Raw genomic sequence first — 17,536 nt, 5'->3', positions numbered from 1 at the left:
AATATCTAAGCTCTAATGGGCCTTGATTCACCGGAGAAAATATTTCTTAACGCTGCACCAAGATATCTACCACAATAATCGCCGTATAATATGCCTTCTCTAGTTAGTTTTAAAAAGTTATCTTTTATTTCGATTAGCTCTGAATTTAGTAAGGTTTGAATGTCTTTTTGTAATATTATTTTTAGATCAATACCATGGTTCTGCTGATATTTATCTAAATCTACTACAGTTGTTTTTAAGCCCATTACTAGGTCTCTTAACATATAATCGGAGGTATTCATTTTTACAATCCGCTGATTTGGATTTTTCCCCTGTTCAACAGTATTTAGATATTCATCTATGTCACTAATATTTTGTCGTGAATAACCATTAATACTACCAAATGCTGACGCTCCAAAACCGTACATATCTTCGCCGCGCCAACGGCTTATAATATGATGTTGGGGATAATTTCCTTCACGGGTAAATGTGAAATAAGTAGAGGGTAGGTAATTATTTTCATTTAATTTGTTAAGTGCCCAACGAGCAAACTCAAGCTCTTGTTCGTTAGTAGGCAATGATAAATTCCCTTTCTTTGCATCTTCCATATAATTCGCATTTGAATATAGCTCCAACTTGTAAACTGTAATAGCGTTGACTCCCAAATCAATTGCTCGATTAACTGAGTGTTGCCAACTGGAGAAAGTTTCTCCTTCCAGACCTGAAAGTAAATCCACATTGACTACTATACCTGCTTTAAGTGCGCGCTCAATTGCTCGACAATTTTTTTCCTCCGTATCGTGGCGCCCAGTTAAAGCGACAACTCTATCGTCAAATGATTGTATTCCGAAGCTTATACGATTGACTCCTAGATCAGGAAGGCTATCTATTAGTCGGTTATTTAAAGTAACTGGCTCAATTTCAAAAACAAATTCTGGACTTTCTACTGTAAAAAATTTATCTATTGTATCCTTAACTTTCTCCAATTGTTTGGGTGATAAAACGCTGGGCGTCCCTCCACCAAAGTATATGGAGCTAATTTTTCTTCCTTGTAAATTATGGTCTTCGGCCACCTGTTCTATTTCTTTACATAAAGCGGAGACATAACGTTCACGCACTTCGTGTGAATTCTCTGAAAGAATGCCTATTTTGAAGAAGCAGTAACGACATCTTTGTAAGCAGAAAGGGATATGAAAATAAAGATGCAATGGGGCAGTATTTACCGAGCTAGGTGCTTTTTGTGTTTGCCAGTAACGTTGTGGTGGCCAAGCAACAACGAAACCATCTCGATTTGGTTTTTCATCGCTGTAGTGTATAACACTATCTTTTTGTTTTTTTCCAGAGCGTGCAATAATGGCGCTTTGTGTATTTGCCACGGTGATTAAGCCTCTTCTTTTATTGATTCCAACATCCTTTGGACTAAATAACAGACCCCTTCCAGCGAACCAAACGTATCTGTGTCTAAATCATCATCGAGTATTTGAATTGAGAACTCTGATTCAACTAGCTCTACAAATTCGGCCATACTGATGGAGTCAAGAGATAGGCCATCATCCAAGAGAGAAGCCTTATCATCAATATCTTTAAACTTTAAATTGAGATCTAATTTGTCGACAATTATGTTTTTTAATATGTCTAGTATTTCTCTCTTATCCACACTGATACTCCTCAACAAGTGCTTTTCTGTCAGGCTTACCACTCTTCAAGAAAGGCATATTATTAATAATTTTATAGTTGTCAGGCCTAGCAAATGTAGGCAAGTTATCTAAGGCGAACTGCTTCAATTTAGCTTCAGTCAACTCCTGACTATCAGCTTTAACTAACGCTGTGATATCTTGGCCTCTTTTTCCTGCGTTATTTGAAGATATTACCACTACAGAATTAACATCTTGCCAGGACATAATCTTCCTCTCTAAATCTGCAAGAACAAGTAGTTTTCCCGAACGATTTATACTTAAATCGGCGCGACCATGAATACGAAATGAAGAATCATCTGCTATTGTGGCAATGTCCTTTGTATTCCAGACAGCCTTAGTTTCCTGTAGTTTTTCATGGTTAAGTATATGTGTTGCTCTATAAGGGTGTTTTACTAATAAAACACATCGCTTCTTCTGTTTTTTCTTCGCAGAGATTTCGACTTTATCAAGTGCAATAAGTGATTTTGGTTTGCTCGGGCGCGATATTGCTATGACGCCAAGCTCAGAGCTACCGTAAAGATTAAAAACTTCACCGAAAGTGCTTTTCGCTCTATTATGAATGATTGCCGGAATTCCATCGCCTGCTAGAACAATGCCTCTGCTGAATTCTTGCCTAGGCCGTTCTCTGCGTAAAAGTGAGCGTAATAGATGTGGCGTAGAAAATGTAATTGTAGGCTTAAAATTTTTAATCGCTTCATTAAAATTAAGTATATTAGCTTTAGGTAGTAGCAGAATTTCAGCGCCACCAAGTATAGATGGTATAAGCGCCGCGCCCAAACCATACATATGATGGACAGGTACAGTGATTAGCACTCTATCTTTTTTGTTAATGTCTAGTCTTTGCATTGCAGCATAGGCATTTTTAACAAAGTTATTTCTATTGTGAAAAATCAATTTCGGCTGTCCTAAACTTCCTGATGAGAGTACTGCTAAACCTTTAGCTTTCTTTATTGCTTTTAATTTTTCTCGATTTTTTCTGACATCTACTAATTCATTATCTTTTAGTATTTCACTACAATACTCTGATATATGAGTATCTGTATCGGCTAATATGATATTGATGTTATCAACTAATGCACTATAAAGTGCGGCTATCATTTTTATTGATGATAACCCTACTAAACCAGAAAAACCCGATTGTTTCATGCTTTTCCATTGTTCTCTTCCTTGTTCTAGCAAGAACTTCATATCAACAGTTTCATCGTTAAGTGCTAATATGCTTTCGCTAGTTATAAGCTTATTTCGTTTTTTTATTATATTGTTCTTCACATCTATAATGCTCTTGCTAAAGATTCATTGTTAACTATTTCACTTATCTCCGCGCATGGTTTTTCTTTGTAGAGAAGGATAAAACGCCTGCAGATTGCAGTTTTATCATTTGTTTTTATAGTTTTAGGTGCCTCGATATAAGAAGTGCTAATATCTTGCTTCTTTATTAATCCAATATTGTTAGGGTCTAAAATTTTTCCAATGCCCTCACTTTTCTCAATAAGCTTTTGCTGCTGTTGTTTAGTGAAGTTCTCTAAAAAAATGCTACTTTTCGCTACAACTAAAATATTTTTTGTTTCTTCGAAATACAATATTGACGTTCTTTTGAGTGTTTTCCTATTCTGTCCTTTGATATTTATTACCTGCTGTAACACCTCCACGCGAACTTCTTTTGATGATAATGCCTGCAAAAAATAAGTGGTTGATCCATCAAGCTTCAAATATTTTTGCAAAATATTTGAAGCAGGTACTCTAATTGGCACTTGATCTAATTTTTTAGATAGTTTTTTCTGCATGGCAATTTTTTCGAAGCCTTGGATATTTTTTGGCGAGTGAACCGTTTTCCCTAGTAGAAGAGAAAATATAAACGTCAGGAATATTTTGTCAATACCAAAAATTGGTGATTAATTAAATTTAGCATTGTTTAAATTTGCTATTAATCTGTTAACTAATTAAATAGTTGGCTGATGTATTTATTAGTGAATGCATTTGAAAGGTGTTTATTGTGCCATTTTGTCGCGAATAACAAGAAAAGTAATTGATGATTACATCTTTATTACTTTTTTGTCGTCATAAATTTTATCTATAAATTGAAGTTTTCTTACCTTATTTAGGTTTCTCATGGAGATAATAATTAATTCTTTTGGGTTCTATGTTTTTTAATTTCCAATTTTATTAATTTTTGATGTTTGACTTTTTAAATTTAAATAGTCATTGTGTTATGGGTTTTTTATTCGTCATATTAATGTGTAAAAACGGATCTAATAATAATGACAGTTAGCATAGAAAAAGTTGTAGATATCGCAAAGGCGGCTGGCGATGCGATTATGAATGTTTATAAAAACAAGGATTTCAGTGTAGCTTTTAAATATGAAAATAGTCCTCTTACTCAAGCAGATATGGCATCTCATATTCTAATTATGGAGAGCCTGACTCATTTAGACCCGTCCATACCAATTATATCTGAGGAAAATGATACCTTTGATTGGGATAGTCGAAAAAAAAATTCGCAGTATTGGTTGGTCGACCCTTTAGATGGAACCAAAGAGTTTATTAAGAGGAACGATGAATTTACAGTTAATATTGCACTTATAAAAGACAGTAAGCCTATACTTGGTGTTGTCTATGCACCAGCGAAGGAATTACTTTATTATGCTGTGCGTGGTATTGGAGCATATAAAGCCGTAAAAAATTTCGCACCGCAACTTATTTCTGTAAAAGCTCCCCCTAAAGATGATAACTTATGGCGCATTGTTGGCAGTCGCTCTCATAAGAATGAAGAATTTGAGAGCTTTATTAAAAACTTTCCAAATTCTGAAGTGATCGGAGTTGGTAGTTCATTAAAGCTTTGCTTTATTGCCGAAGGCCGTGCAGATATCTACCCAAGGTTGGGATTAACGTCGGAGTGGGATACTGCCGCAGCGCAAGCTATTGTGGAAGCGGCAGGTGGGCAGGTGGTAAATTATGAAACTCAGCAACCTTTAGCATATAATCAAAAAGATTCCCTCTTAAATCCCCATTTTATTGCTTGTGCTGATCCATCAAAAATCCCACTAATAAATGATTGTCTATCTAAAAAACCTCCAGAGAATAAACATGTTGTGTGGCAAGACACTATTATTAATAAACGGCAGAGGGCGGAGCGCTTTAAACAGAAACCTTCCATTATTTGGTTTACTGGATTATCGGGGTCGGGTAAGTCTACTTCTGCTATAGCCTTAGAAAATAGATTATTTAAGGAAGGCTACAGTACTTACCTGCTGGATGGAGATAATGTTCGTCATGGTTTATGTTCTGATTTAGGGTTTAGTGATCAAGATCGTGTGGAGAACATACGTCGAGTTGGTGAAGTTGCTAAGCTTATGGTCGATGCTGGAATGATTGTCTTGGCTTCGTTTATTTCTCCTTTTATTCGTGAACGAGAAATGGTACGTAACATGGTAAATTCGCAGGAATTTATTGAAGTATATATGAGCACACCTTTAGCTATTTGTGAAGCGCGTGATGTTAAACAGCTGTACAGGAAAGCGAGAGCCGGTGAAATCAAAAATTTCACCGGTATTGATTCGCCTTACGAAATTCCTAAAGAGCCTGAATTAACAATCGATACTCAGCTAATGGCGACAGATAAGATTGTCGACTGTATGATTGACAGTTTAAGAAAAATGTCCATTATTGAATGATACTGGAGGCCCGGATGAGGCCTTATTACCATCAATTCGCCTTACTACTTTTATGCAGTACTTCTTCTAATGCCCTGAATGTATTACCGATAAGAGATGACGTTAGTCGACCACAATCACAATTTATATGGCCCACAAAAACTGCATCTAGTTTAGGTATGGCATAGGCGACTGTCTGATACCCGAATACATCGCCACTATGACCAACGAGTTTATCACCTGCGCGCGAGGTAATGACTTCTAAGCCCATCCCCTGTTTTTTATTGCGCCCGCTGGTGATTAATGTTTTTGTCATTTGTGATCCGATAGTATGGTTTCGGCCGTGTTCAAATACCAGAGATTCTAAAAAGCGGGCTACATCGGAAGCTGAGGCCTGCATGCCACCATCAGGGCCTGAATGTTCCCATAAATCATAAGTATCGGCCCAGGGGCGTAAAATGGTCCCGTAACCATGAATGCTGTCTGCCACTGGGTGCTTAACATTGTAAAGTGTATGATTAAGCTGAAGGGGGGAGGTGATAATTTCTTTAAACAGAGTATCTAGGGTTTTGCCTGAGGCTCTTTCAGCAATTTCACCCAGCAACATATATCCCATATTGGAGTAGTTGAACTTTTCACCTGGTTGATTTGTCGCCGCATTTCGTTTAGCCACAGGTAGTGTGCGAGGTAATGTTATTTCCTTACTCCAGTCTTGTAATAGATAGCTTCTAACATCGTAGTAGTCGGGAATACCGCTGCTATGCTCCAATAGCTGACGCACAGTTGCCAGCTTGCCATTGGGCAAACCATGGATAATTTCATCTGATAAAAGGCTATTGATAGGTGCGTCGAGTTCAAACATTCCTTGTTTATTGAGTTCTAGAATCACCATAGCGGTATACACTTTAGAAACACTGGCAATGCGAAGAGGGTGGGTTGTTGGCATGTTTTTACCCGAGCTCTTATTGCTTGTACCCGCGCTAGCAACGTATTCTTTGCCTTGATAGCGAGCTAGCAGCAGTACGCCAGGTGCTCCACCAGCATGGGTCGCATCGGCAATTTTTTGCAGTACAGATTGAATATCTTGATCAGAAAATTCTTCTTTTTTTAGCTTTGGTGGCTCCGTGGTATCGCGATAAATCATCCATGCGCTAAGAATGAAAAGTGCGATAAATAGAGTGATTGCACTAAAAATCTTTCGATAATTCATAAGATATTCCTGTTGTCAGTTCATTCTCTGAAGCGGTAAGGAACTAATAAGGTCATACTTTCAAGTTTTTGTAAGTAAGTGCTTATTATTGTTGTGCTTCAGTTATTTCAGATTTATAACAACAAAAATGTGGATGTCCGTCGTCTTTTTGGGCAAGGACGGACACGGAAATGCAAGGACAGACACTAAAAACATTATAGTGTGTTGGTTTTTTCAACAACTAAATATGAGTGTGTGACTGGCGGTAAGCACTGGGGGTTTTGCCTGTAATTTTTTTGAACGCGGTATAAAAGGAAGAGCGAGAGTTGAAGCCTGCAGCGAGAGAGATATTGATTACCGTGTCGTCACTCTCTGTTAGTAGCTTCATTGCCTCTTTCACTCGCCAGCCGTTAATGTAGTCAAAGAATGTTTGTCCAAGCTTGCTATTGAGTGCCTGAGAAACATAGTTTGGCATAACATTTATCTGATCAGAAAGCAGACGCAGCGATAAGTCAGGATCCCGGTATAGGGCCTCCGACTGCATAGCACTTTCTATCTTGCTAGCGATCCTATCTATATGGTCATCAGATAGTGCAGATTTTTCATACTTAGCCGATGTATTTGAAGATTTATCAATTTGAGCGATTTCTTCGGCCAGCTCTGGTTGTTGGCGAAGCCCCCATAGTGCGATTGTCCATATTAGTATCATGTTTAGGATACTGGCTAAGGGCTCATCAGATATGGATATATCACTGAATAGCTTTATCAGCATGAAGCTTAGTATAAATAATCCGTATACCATCAAAAGAAGAATCAAGCTGCTAATCCATCTAAGTTCCAGGTGAGCAGTAGAAGCAAAGAGATCCATAAGCCTAGTTCTATACTTTACCAGGCGCCGGCTAGTGGCAATGATGTAGCAGCAAGCCTGAATATTAGTGACAATGTATAAGCCAACTAGCAACAAAAAAAGTAGAGTTTGCCACATCGAGTTGCGATCCCTTTCACTACTGAATAAACCTAATCGCTCCTCATTGGGCATAACGGTAACCAACACAAACGTGATTAGCCCCAATAATGCTGGGGTAAAATGTGCGTAGTCCTGGCGCCGCCAATTTACCTTATCTTCAGAAGTTAGGCCGCGGACATACAGCCAAAATAAAGGTGCAAGGGTTAAATTGGCAAAAGTACTCGCCGCATTTACGATGTGCCGCCAGTAGCTGGCGGGGGAAGTTTCTAATATTGTGGCTAGCTCAGGTAAGATATTGGCAAAAAAGAACAGCGCCAAGGGAAGATAAACCTGGCGATGCTGTACTCGCACCAATAGCAAATTGGCGCACAGAAGGGATTGGCCGATAACGAATGCAGAAGCGATAGCTGTAAGTGAAAATGTCTCCAGGGTATGCTTCCTTAATGCTAAATAGATAGGGGGTATTCGAGTAATATAAAGTGCAAGATATTGACCCCAAAATGGGTTGCAATTGCGACAGATAATCGTCGTGTATAAGCATAGACGATACTGTAAACTGCGCCTGCAAACAAAAATAGCAACATAGCCGAGCCAGAGGATACTCCGTGAGCTAAGGCAAATAATATTGTTGAAACCGAAACTCCGATATATAAGCCAAGGCGTGCCTGACTAAAAAATGATGCAAGGTGTTGTTGTAGTAGCAAACGAAAAAATGCTTCCTCGGCAACTACTGTAATACATAAATTGACAATAATAAAATATATTAAGCCATCGGGAAATTTAGGCTGCCAGGCTATCCCAAAAAATATATAAGCAATGCTTAAAATAGCAATAACGGCCAATAAGGTAGCTATTACCGCCATTTTGGCCGTTGTCTGATTACTTGACGGGTATATATTTAACAACCAAATCAGCACTAGGTAACCGCTCAAACCTTTGCTTAAATTTACGTATAGTAAAAAACTTTTCCCACCCTCGAAAAGTTGTTCACTTTGCCAAATTAAGGGATAGTGAAAATCACTTGGACGATAAACCGCAATGAAGAAGCCAAGCAGAAGAGTCACCAACCATAGACTTATATCAATAGTTTTATAAGTAGATTTATGGTTAGCAATCAGATATAAGCCTAGAGCAAAAATAGGTAACAATAGAGCGTTGAGCCGAGGCAGAAAATGAACAAAGCCAAGCACGGCTGAGCCAATCACAAGTACTGTGGTAATAGCGACGGACTTTAGGTTACTCGGTGTAAACATCTCTTAAGGATTACATTGAATTGTTCTCGTTACCACTGTGTAAGATGCACCTATATCCACACCATTAGAATAAGCCGGAGAGTGAGGTGTAGCAATTTCTTTATCTAAATAAGTATAGTTTTCTTCTCCACAAAGCTTCTTTGCTCTTTTATCAATCTTGGCCTCAAGCGAAGAGATTGAAGCAAATATATTGCCCGAGGCCATAAGTTTGAATTTCCCTGGTTCTAGTTCTTTGGCTCTCGCCGGTATCATTTGTGCACAACCTAATAGGTATATTAGAGTTAGCAATATCAGTAACTTTTTCATAGGCGCTATAATCTTATAGTGATGGCACTTAGAGTATACCTTTTAATGAAGCTTCCTCAAGCCACTCTGGATATTCATTGAGCAAGCGTTCATATAATATTGAGTCATCAATAGAAGCTATATCATTGACATGCATGAACCCTGCATTATCCAAAAAACGATTTTGTAACTCATCGAGTTTTTTTAAATAGGGAAATTCTTCTTTACCTATACCGACAAACTGAAAGAATATAGACTCTTTAGAAAGCTCGGTAATTAATTCTGTCGTTTCTCTTTTGTCACTATTATTGCCATCAGTGACAAAAATAACAAAGATCGGATCGGCTTGATTACCTTGGTATTTATCTTTGATAATGTGTAAGGCGGTAGCATACTTAGTTGCTTCAATTATTTTGTAATGTGCTAGTATTTCGCGCGCTACATAACCTTCTAAATCTTCTAATGAAGCACTCGGTAGCTGATAAGCTCGTGTGCCAAAGAGTATGATATCAATATCCCCATCATCATCAAAGTTTAACGCTAGGCCCAAAATTCTCTCAACAAGGTGTTGAATAATTCCGTTTTTGTATAGCGCATTCATAGACTTCGAAATATCCAGCACTAGTACTACTTGTGATTTAGTACTTTCTAGGCCCTTTTTTTTAAGCTCTACTTTAGCCTTCTTACTAAGATCTATAACACTTTTTCTAAGATCAATAGACATAAGTTATCCCTTTATTTATCCTTATTTTTTCTGTCTTCGTGTAATATGCCACCTTTACCCCAATGGCTATCGTCATAATTCTCGAAAAAGACAGTAACTGCATCAGCAGGTAAATCATACGCTTCTTGGAAGGCTTCAGTTATTTTCTTGATAAGCAATTGCCGTTGTTCTTTGGTTCTGCCTGGAGACTGTTGGATGGTGACTATTGGCATGAAGGCTCCTCTATAGTAACTACTATTGTTGATATAGGGTTACTATGTGAATTAAATGAACGGATTACATCGAAACAACACAATAGCACAGTTTTCAACTTGATACTGATGTTAATATTTATCTAGCCGCGTAAGATGTCAAGATACGCAATGTAAAGTTTATGGTCGTCGGGTTGCTCAATAAATAGCCTTTTTGCGTGTTTGCTAGAACTAGACGATAAGCTTATTCGGGGTTCTTCCAATAACATTTTCATGCCGATGGACACTGGCCATACGGCCTGATATTACAGATGATATTACTTTGTTATTAGTGCAGGCATCAGGACTATTTGTTAGCGATACGAGATTGAAAATATAGAGCTAAAAACCTAAGTCTAAGTTTTAGTATCAAAACTTCATTTACTTTTTATATACAGAGAGTGAAGATTTTATTCCCTTACTTAAATTAAGACTAAGTACGTTATTTAATGTCGTGAATTAAATAAGGTAGGAGCTTTTAATCATAAAAGAAATCGCATCTTTATTCAGGTGTTCTATTGTAAGATAGTAAGTTAATTGTATGATTAATGTTTTCGAAATATCGCAGTATTTTAATAAAGTAATGCTGTTAATTTGCGACATAATATAGGGTATTAAATCCGCAGTTTTATTTAATACTGTTTCCATAGTGTTTACTGCTGCGCTTTTTGGTCATAAATGTTTATGATCGTAGAATGCATTTGATTGGTATGTAAAAAACAATAAGAATATGAAACTCCTATAACTAATGAAGATTTTCCTAATGTAGAAAATTTGTCGAAGATAATAGCTGCTAATACGTTTACTTATTCCTTCTGAAAAATGAATGTAGCTTACCCTTTATTCTTATGTTGATAGAAGTCAAAGAAACATATTTGTCACATAGAAAACCGAACATTAATCGATGAAAACACCACTATAAAAATGTAAATATTCATTAGAATATATTCTTTTAATTCTATTTTTTTATAGTATTAATAATTTATCCTAAAAATTCATACACTATTTATAAGGTTGTTTTATATACTCTATGAATACCATTAGTCATGCTCAAGACTTCTGCAAAGCGGAGGTTGCTATTGAACGCATTTTGCCTTGCCGTGAAAAGTCAAAATGTATCCATCGTTTTTTTTATGATACGAGTTGGGATCATCATCCAATATATAAGGAGGCGATGGATATTTTAGGTACTCCATTGGAGTATGCGGATTATACCGTCGATTTATACACCGATTATGAATATCGAAAGACCTTTTACCTAGGTGAGCTGGGTTATCGAATTTTAATGAAGCAATATAAATTTTCTAACAATGACGCCATGTCTTAAAGAGGTCATTTAAGACATAGTGTTTAAAACATAAAGTTTAAAAAATAATACCCCTATTCACTATAAAATTGATATTCCAACTTATTGTATTTTTATAAAACTTTAGAAATATTTGTAGCCTGAAAATATGCACATGCAGCTATTAAAAGGATATAGATAACTTTATTTTTTATATTTTTGAAAATTAGTTGCTGTAATAACTCTTTACTGATGACGTTAATAACAAAACTATGTCTTTTGTATTGTCTTGAGAGATATGATGCTCTGTTTATTATTGTTCCGGTGCTCGTTTCATACATAGTGAATAGGACAAGTTTTCATAGTCTCGTTAGAAATTTATCCCGCGATACAATACATATAATAAAGTAATAGGGTTTATAGTTGGAGGCTATGCCGAGTAGCTTATGTAGAAGAACCTTACGCCTGTGTGTTGCTTGTTTGGATCTTACTAAGAGATGGAGAACAACTAAAGAAGAGTTATATCTAACTGATGTGCTTTGAATGATTTTTATACTCTTAGCCCACTTGTTATAATAAGTTAAAAATCTTAAGTTATTGATTTTATTATATTAATTTTGATTTTTTTATGGAATTGGGGATGAAACCTAAAATAATCATTTTACCTATAGCGGAATTAGTGTTATGAATCGTTTATTTTATGAGTTTACGGGGTTATAGCTTGGTTACTTAGGGTGAAAAAGCTAGATCTCAGGCCTTTAGTGTTAGTTATAGTAGGCCTTAGCATGTTCTATAATAACGAATAAATATCATGTCCAGTAATAGTGAAAATGTAACAAATATTTTTATGTCCATCCGCTCAACTATAGCGCGGGTGGTTTCCCACATTGTTCCGCCAAAGGAAATTGAAGACATTGTGCAAGAGACTTACGTTCGCGTCTGTCAGGTAGAGAACCAAGATGAGATTGTTCATCCTAAGTCTTTCTTATTAAAGACAGCTAAAAATTTGGCACTGGATCATGTGAAAAAAGCGGAAACTCGACTTGCCATTAGTATGGATGATGATTTAGAACTCGAGTTTGTAGAACAGAGAACTCGAAGTGATGACACCTATGATCGTGTTGCTGCGAATCAGGAGTTTTCTCATTTTTGTGAAGCTGTTAGGCATTTGCCCTTGCAATGTCGTAAAGCCTTTGTGTTAAAGAAGGTTTACGGTTTTTCACAAAGGGAAATATCCAAAGAGTTACAAATTAGCGAAAGTACCGTAGAAAAACATATCGCCAATGGTATAAAGCGGTGTAGTTATTTTATGGAGTCTCTCAATAATCCAAGTGCTGCTTCAGTTTCAACTGTGGTGGGGCAGCATGGGGTAAATAAATGAGCAATATATACCAGTTAAACAACAGAGATGAGTTATATGATTCGGCGAGTATTTGGATAGCAAAGCTTGATCGCGGGCTTAGTCATGAAGAGGAACTGCTATTTAAACAGTGGCTGAATGAAGATGCATCTCACCGAAAAGTACTGTTTGATATGGCGCGCTTATGGGATAACATGGATATATTAACTCGCTTATCTTACTTATTTCCTGCGCCTGCAGGCCAATCGTTAGATAGTTCTCCTGCAAACAAAGCCAAACATAATAGCAAGCCACGCAAAATTCACTATGCTTTGGCAGCTTCACTTGCTTTTCTTTTAGTCAGTGGTATTTGGGGTGGTGTGTTGTTCTCCTCTTCACCGGTGCCTAATTGGTTATTGGCATGGCAAGGAGAAAAAAGTGCCGACGGTATCTACGATACCGGTATCGGTGAACACTCGACAGTTAATCTACCTGATGGCAGTCAGTTGGTACTCAATACTAATAGTTTAATTCATGTGAAATATACTGATGAAACGCGTTTGTTTTATCTTGAACGAGGTGAAGTTCATATTGAAGTTGCCCATGATAAATCTCGTCCACTTAGTGTGATAGCTGGAGGCAAGGTTGTGCAAGCTGTTGGCACAGCATTTAATGTTGAAATATTTGGCGACAAGGAAGTTGAGTTGATCGTGACGGATGGAAAAGTTCTTGTTGCTGAGCACGAGAGCAGTGAATTATTCCAAGATATTAAACAAGGTTCTCTACCTAAAGATTCGTTAGCAGTATCCATGGGTGAGAAAATTGTATTGGGCTCAGGCAATGAAAAAGTTGATAAAATTGCTGTAAGTGAGATTGAAGCTAATCTGTCGTGGCGACAGGGAAACCTGGTTTTTCGTGGCGAGACTCTTGAACAAGCGCTAGATGAAATTGGTCGTTATACTGATGTTAGATTCGAATTTGCTGATGATACTATCAAGCAAGTACGTATTGCAGGCTTATTTAAAGCTGGCGATATAAAGGGCTTACTGTCGGCATTAGAGCAGAACTTTCATATTGACCATGAGAAGCGTAAAACAAGTAAAGGCGATAAAGTTCTTCTAAAGGCAAATTAGATTGTTTGAATCTTATTTTATAATATTAATCTGTTCACATTGTTCAAATTTTAATTGACTTTCATTTTGGTTTCATTAACTGACCTTTAAGGCCGAGCATATTTGGCTCTGTAGCCGTGTCTCTAGTTGTATCTTTCATTGATACAGTCTCTTGTTCCATCTAGCTACTATTACATAAAGCTATCACTTATTAATTCCCACCTATCTCAGGTGTATCTCACCTGAGAATATGATTAAATAAACAACTATTGTCGTCTTTATTGTGTCGTCGCTTGTGAGTGATTATTACTCTAATTAGTGTTAACAGACTTGAGTACTTTTGGGTTAAAATATACGCGACAATTGGCAAAAATAAACGAAAAATAACTATAGTCATAATTTCTATATGCGAAAAATTAGCATTCATGTAGTGCCAAACATAGTGGAAAAATAAAGTCGTGTCGTCTACGCATTACGCAAGCACATTGCTTGCTGCTGAGAGTAACGAAAAATTTTTTTCTCACTCAATTGCTGTCGGTTTGTTGATGACGTCTCTGTCATCTGCAGTCTTTGCTGAGGATGAAATTCTATCGTTTGATATTGCTCAGCAACGAGCAGATCTGTCGCTTATAGAATTTGCCAAACAAACCAATATTACTTTGATTTTTCCATTTGACGAAGCAGCGGAAGTCATAACGAATCCCTTGGTTGGAGAGTATTCGATAGAAGATGCAGTAAAAATTCTTTTAGCGAATACACCTCTGAAGGTAAAGGTTAGCGATAGTGATCAGCTCACTATTATTACCGATCAGTCTTTTGGGGATATCGACTCAATGAATAAAAAGAATAAATTATCGAGTGCCGTTGTTGGTATTTTATCGACACTAGCTGGTGGCTCGGTGGTCGCGCAGGAAAATATTGAAGAAGAAGTTATCGTTACTGGTATTCGTGGTGGCTTGCAACGTGCAATGGATGTGAAGCGTGAATCCGGTGGCGTAGTGGATGCCATTTCAGCACAGGACATCGGTAAATTTCCCGATACCAATCTTGCTGAATCATTACAGCGGATTACCGGTGTGTCTATTGATCGTTCCGGTGGTGAAGGCCAATTAATTACTGTGCGAGGTTTCGGTCCGCAATTTAATACAGTGCTTATCAATGGTCGACAAATTGCCTCAGAAAATCTCAGTCGTGCCTTTAGTTTTGATACATTGGCATCAGAGCTTGTAAGTGGTATTGATGTGCACAAAACTTCAACAGCCACTATGCAATCGGGAGGTGTTGGTTCTACTGTTAATATTAAAACGGCGCGCCCTTTTGATATTGAGGGATTTAAAGTTGTGGGCAGCGCCAAAGTGGTTGATGATGAAAACAGTGGTGAAGCTACTCCTCAAGTATCGGGCTTAATTTCCTATTCTGACGATAGTTTTGGTGTTTTATTGTCTTTATCCCATCAGGAGAGGGAAACGAGACTAAATCAAGCTCAGGTGGATGGCTGGTTAGAAAATGTCGGCATTCCAACTGCTGAATTAAATGGTGGGGCTGGAGTAGCAGAAGGCACGACTATTTTTTCTCCTCGTAACTATGATCACAAAGTTACTTTTGAAGAGCGAACGCGCACTAATGCTAATTTAGTGCTTCAGTTTGCTCCCAGTGATAATGCAACTTTAACAGCTGATGTACTTTATTCCGATTTCGATATTGAAACTGATGCACTTTCTTACGGCCACTGGTTCACTGCACCAAATATAGAGAATGCTACTACTGATGCCAATGGCACCGTGATAGACCTCTACCAGGAGAGAGGTTTGGCCACAGATATGCACCATAAAACATTTGATCGTTTAACCGAAACGACTGCCTTTGGTTTAAACTACGATTGGGATGTTAGCGACAATTTAAATTTAAGTTTTGACTTGAATGTATCCAATGCTGAGCGTGAGCCGAATAATGGCGGTGGTAATCAGCTATCGCTTATCGGCTATGCCAACCGTGTGCGCTTTATCAACGATGGTGCTATTCTCCCTTATGTTACGGATTTTGCTGAGGCCAATGCCAGTATTTTTTCTGGGCAGCAAGAAATAGATGGCGTCGCTTATCGTGACCCTAGTGATCCCAATTTTGTCGCTCCTGCTGGTGTCAGTGATCATTTAGATGAAAGCAATAGCAGAGCACATGTGATGTTGCGCAGAGGCTGGGCAGTTGAAGATGACGTGACTCAGATTAAAATCGATGGCACTTGGAATGAGGACGCTGATCAAGGCTTAGTTGCGGCGAAATTCGGTATCATGTTATCCAATGAAGAAAAAGCACTAACCCGCTGGGATAATGAAGGGGTTGGTATTCATTGTACATTTTGTGGTTATCCCGATACTTTTAATGGCCAACCTATTGAGCTTGCCGACCAGTATATTTTTGATGCCGGTAGTGATTTTTTAAGCGATGTTAGCGGCAGTGGTCGTCAGCCAACACGTTGGTTGGCTCACGATGGAGAAGCTCAATTTGCGATTTTAGAGCGTCAATCTGGACTCAGTTTTGATGCCGTGCGAAGAGATAATTCTTTTGTTGTGGAAGAAGAAACCTTGGCCGCATATTTAGAATTTGATTTTGCTGGTGAATTGGCGGGACGCCCCATCTCTGCATCAGCGGGAGTACGCATAGAGTCTACTGATACAGAAGTAGATGGCACTAACGCGCCTATTACCGGTTTGACTATTCTCGATGAAACCGAAATGCTCGCCACCTTTGGCTCTGCTGAGCCGGTAAATGTCAGTACTAGTTATGATGCCATATTACCTAATATGAGTGTTAAGTGGGATATTTCTGATGACTTAGTCGCCCGGGCTGCATCATCGAAAACTGTTACTCGCCCCACATTACAAAGCCTATCTCCGGTAACAGTTATCACCACGACTCGCCAAGGTGGGGACTTAACTTCTACTAGTGGTAATCCCGAACTTGAACCTTTTGAAGCTGACAACTTTGATCTTTCTTTGGAATGGTATTACGGTGATACCAGTTACGCTTCTGTAGGATATTTTAAGAAAGATGTTGCTAACTTTATTGTAAATACTCAGGCAGATCGAACATTTACTTTAGCTGATGGGAGCACTCTGCGCGACCCTTCGACAGGTTCTGATACCGGCGCACCAGATGAAGATGATGAACTTGCAGTATTTACCAATACGTTACCTAGTAACGGTGAAACCGCTACGGTTGACGGCTTTGAAGTAGCTGTACAGCATGCTTTTGGTGAATCGGGCTTTGGTGTTATTTTGAATGCTACCTTAGTTGATAGTGATGCTGAGCTTGATCCTGCTGATACCTCGCAAACCTTTGCTCTCACAGGCTTAAGCGATTCTTACAACTTAGTTGGCTTTTATGAAAACGGCCCATTTCAAATGCGCCTAGCTTATAGTTGGCGAGATGAATTCGTGCAATCTCTCACGCAAGTTCAAGGAGATGGGCCGACGATTGTAGAAGACTATGAGCAGTGGGATTTTAGTGCAAGTTATGATGTGCTTGATAACGTAACATTATTTCTAGAGGGCATTAATTTAACTGAAGAGTTTGTACATAAGCGCGGTCGTTTTGACAATCAGCTACTTCTTGTGGAAGACAGCGGACGTCGTATTGCCTTTGGTGTGCGCGCCAACTTCTAGTTTTCAGTCTCCCCTTTAGCCACTGTTACTAAGGCATGTTGACACAATCAGTCTATGTATCTGTCGCCCTCAGACAATATTAACCCGGCATAAGTCAGGCCGGGTTAGTATTGTAGGAATAGTGTTAACAGGCCCTAACCTTGTAGCAGTGGTTTTTTTCAATT

At 38.2% G+C, this 17,536-nt stretch carries 15 protein-coding genes; 5 read left to right on the top strand and 10 right to left on the bottom strand.

The genetic code is table 11. From position 1 onward, the window contains the following. Positions 1-5 precede the first annotated feature (5 nt). From BVC89_RS22985 to BVC89_RS22970, 4 genes are read right to left on the bottom strand one after another with little or no spacing between them, the layout of a single operon-like run. Positions 6-1,355: a coproporphyrinogen-III oxidase family protein gene (locus tag BVC89_RS22985; protein WP_086933452.1), complete on the bottom strand. Its 1,350-nt coding sequence runs from the start codon at positions 1,353-1,355 to the stop codon at positions 6-8. A gap of 5 nt (positions 1,356-1,360) precedes the next feature. Next, a complete protein-coding gene (locus BVC89_RS22980) occupies positions 1,361-1,636 on the bottom strand; it encodes an acyl carrier protein (RefSeq protein WP_086933451.1) in 276 nt (91 codons plus the stop codon). Further along, the gene (locus tag BVC89_RS22975) at positions 1,629-2,945 is read right to left on the bottom strand and encodes an AMP-binding protein (RefSeq protein ID WP_086933450.1); all 1,317 of its coding nucleotides are present in this window, start codon (positions 2,943-2,945) and stop codon (positions 1,629-1,631) included. Before BVC89_RS22975 ends, BVC89_RS22980 begins: the two co-directional genes overlap by 8 nt. 2 nt (positions 2,946-2,947) lie before the next feature. Next, positions 2,948-3,460 carry a chorismate pyruvate-lyase family protein gene (locus BVC89_RS22970; RefSeq protein WP_086933449.1) on the bottom strand — a complete coding sequence of 171 codons (513 nt, stop codon included), beginning with the start codon at positions 3,458-3,460 and terminating at the stop codon, positions 2,948-2,950. Positions 3,461-3,934: 474 nt separating this feature from the next. Between BVC89_RS22970 and cysQ the strand changes: the two genes are divergently transcribed. Beyond that, positions 3,935-5,347, top strand: a complete 1,413-nt coding sequence (cysQ, locus tag BVC89_RS30615) for a 3'(2'),5'-bisphosphate nucleotidase CysQ (RefSeq protein WP_281260973.1) — start codon at positions 3,935-3,937, stop codon at positions 5,345-5,347. A gap of 31 nt (positions 5,348-5,378) precedes the next feature. On the opposite strand, the gene BVC89_RS22955 is transcribed toward cysQ, so the two are convergent. The 6 genes from BVC89_RS22955 to BVC89_RS22930 all read right to left on the bottom strand — a co-directional run bounded on the left by BVC89_RS22955 (position 5,379) and on the right by BVC89_RS22930 (position 9,989). Next, complete coding sequence (locus BVC89_RS22955) at positions 5,379-6,536, bottom strand: serine hydrolase domain-containing protein (RefSeq protein WP_086933448.1); 1,158 nt, start codon at positions 6,534-6,536, stop codon at positions 5,379-5,381. Positions 6,537-6,756: 220 nt separating this feature from the next. After that, positions 6,757-7,800 (bottom strand): helix-turn-helix domain-containing protein, encoded by a 1,044-nt coding sequence (locus BVC89_RS22950; RefSeq protein ID WP_086933447.1) that lies wholly within the window; start codon positions 7,798-7,800, stop codon positions 6,757-6,759. Positions 7,801-7,928: 128 nt separating this feature from the next. After that, positions 7,929-8,735, bottom strand: a complete 807-nt coding sequence (locus BVC89_RS22945) for a CPBP family intramembrane glutamic endopeptidase (RefSeq protein ID WP_086933446.1) — start codon at positions 8,733-8,735, stop codon at positions 7,929-7,931. A 3-nt stretch (positions 8,736-8,738) separates the two neighbouring features. After that, positions 8,739-8,987 carry a hypothetical protein gene (locus tag BVC89_RS22940; RefSeq protein ID WP_086933445.1) on the bottom strand — a complete coding sequence of 83 codons (249 nt, stop codon included), beginning with the start codon at positions 8,985-8,987 and terminating at the stop codon, positions 8,739-8,741. A gap of 82 nt (positions 8,988-9,069) precedes the next feature. Then, complete coding sequence (locus BVC89_RS22935) at positions 9,070-9,744, bottom strand: VWA domain-containing protein (protein ID WP_086933444.1); 675 nt, start codon at positions 9,742-9,744, stop codon at positions 9,070-9,072. 11 nt (positions 9,745-9,755) lie between these two features. Next, positions 9,756-9,989, bottom strand: a complete 234-nt coding sequence (locus BVC89_RS22930; protein ID WP_281261002.1) for a tautomerase family protein — start codon at positions 9,987-9,989, stop codon at positions 9,756-9,758. A 1,015-nt stretch (positions 9,990-11,004) separates the two neighbouring features. On the opposite strand from BVC89_RS22930, the gene BVC89_RS22920 reads away from it, so the two are divergent. The 4 genes from BVC89_RS22920 to BVC89_RS22905 all read left to right on the top strand — a co-directional run bounded on the left by BVC89_RS22920 (position 11,005) and on the right by BVC89_RS22905 (position 17,372). Next, positions 11,005-11,301 (top strand): hypothetical protein, encoded by a 297-nt coding sequence (locus BVC89_RS22920; protein WP_086933441.1) that lies wholly within the window; start codon positions 11,005-11,007, stop codon positions 11,299-11,301. Between the two features lie 769 nt (positions 11,302-12,070). After that, positions 12,071-12,640 carry an RNA polymerase sigma factor gene (locus tag BVC89_RS22915; protein ID WP_086933440.1) on the top strand — a complete coding sequence of 190 codons (570 nt, stop codon included), beginning with the start codon at positions 12,071-12,073 and terminating at the stop codon, positions 12,638-12,640. Continuing rightward, on the top strand, positions 12,637-13,731 hold the full coding sequence (locus BVC89_RS22910) for a FecR family protein (protein WP_086933439.1): 1,095 nt from the start codon (positions 12,637-12,639) through the stop codon (positions 13,729-13,731). The genes BVC89_RS22915 and BVC89_RS22910 overlap by 4 nt, the downstream gene beginning before the upstream one ends. A gap of 437 nt (positions 13,732-14,168) precedes the next feature. Further along, the gene (locus BVC89_RS22905) at positions 14,169-17,372 is read left to right on the top strand and encodes a TonB-dependent receptor (protein WP_245929203.1); all 3,204 of its coding nucleotides are present in this window, start codon (positions 14,169-14,171) and stop codon (positions 17,370-17,372) included. The last annotated feature ends 164 nt before the right edge of the window (positions 17,373-17,536 follow it).

The organism is Agarilytica rhodophyticola (assembly GCF_002157225.2).
GTDB lineage: Bacteria > Pseudomonadota > Gammaproteobacteria > Pseudomonadales > Cellvibrionaceae > Agarilytica > Agarilytica rhodophyticola.
This window is presented reverse-complemented; position numbering and strand designations above follow the sequence as displayed.

Bases quoted from the DNA above. Each gene is read 5' to 3' on its own strand.
- BVC89_RS22970 (WP_086933449.1), bottom strand. From the start codon at position 3,460: ATGCAGAAAAAACTATCTAAAAAATTAGATCAAGTGCCAATTAGAGTA.
- cysQ (WP_281260973.1), top strand. From the start codon at position 3,935: ATGACAGTTAGCATAGAAAAAGTTGTAGATATCGCAAAGGCGGCTGGC.
- BVC89_RS22955 (WP_086933448.1), bottom strand. From the start codon at position 6,536: ATGAATTATCGAAAGATTTTTAGTGCAATCACTCTATTTATCGCACTT.
- BVC89_RS22945 (WP_086933446.1), bottom strand. From the start codon at position 8,735: ATGTTTACACCGAGTAACCTAAAGTCCGTCGCTATTACCACAGTACTT.
- BVC89_RS22940 (WP_086933445.1), bottom strand. From the start codon at position 8,987: ATGATACCGGCGAGAGCCAAAGAACTAGAACCAGGGAAATTCAAACTT.
- BVC89_RS22935 (WP_086933444.1), bottom strand. From the start codon at position 9,744: ATGTCTATTGATCTTAGAAAAAGTGTTATAGATCTTAGTAAGAAGGCT.
- BVC89_RS22920 (WP_086933441.1), top strand. From the start codon at position 11,005: ATGAATACCATTAGTCATGCTCAAGACTTCTGCAAAGCGGAGGTTGCT.
- BVC89_RS22915 (WP_086933440.1), top strand. From the start codon at position 12,071: ATGTCCAGTAATAGTGAAAATGTAACAAATATTTTTATGTCCATCCGC.
- BVC89_RS22910 (WP_086933439.1), top strand. From the start codon at position 12,637: ATGAGCAATATATACCAGTTAAACAACAGAGATGAGTTATATGATTCG.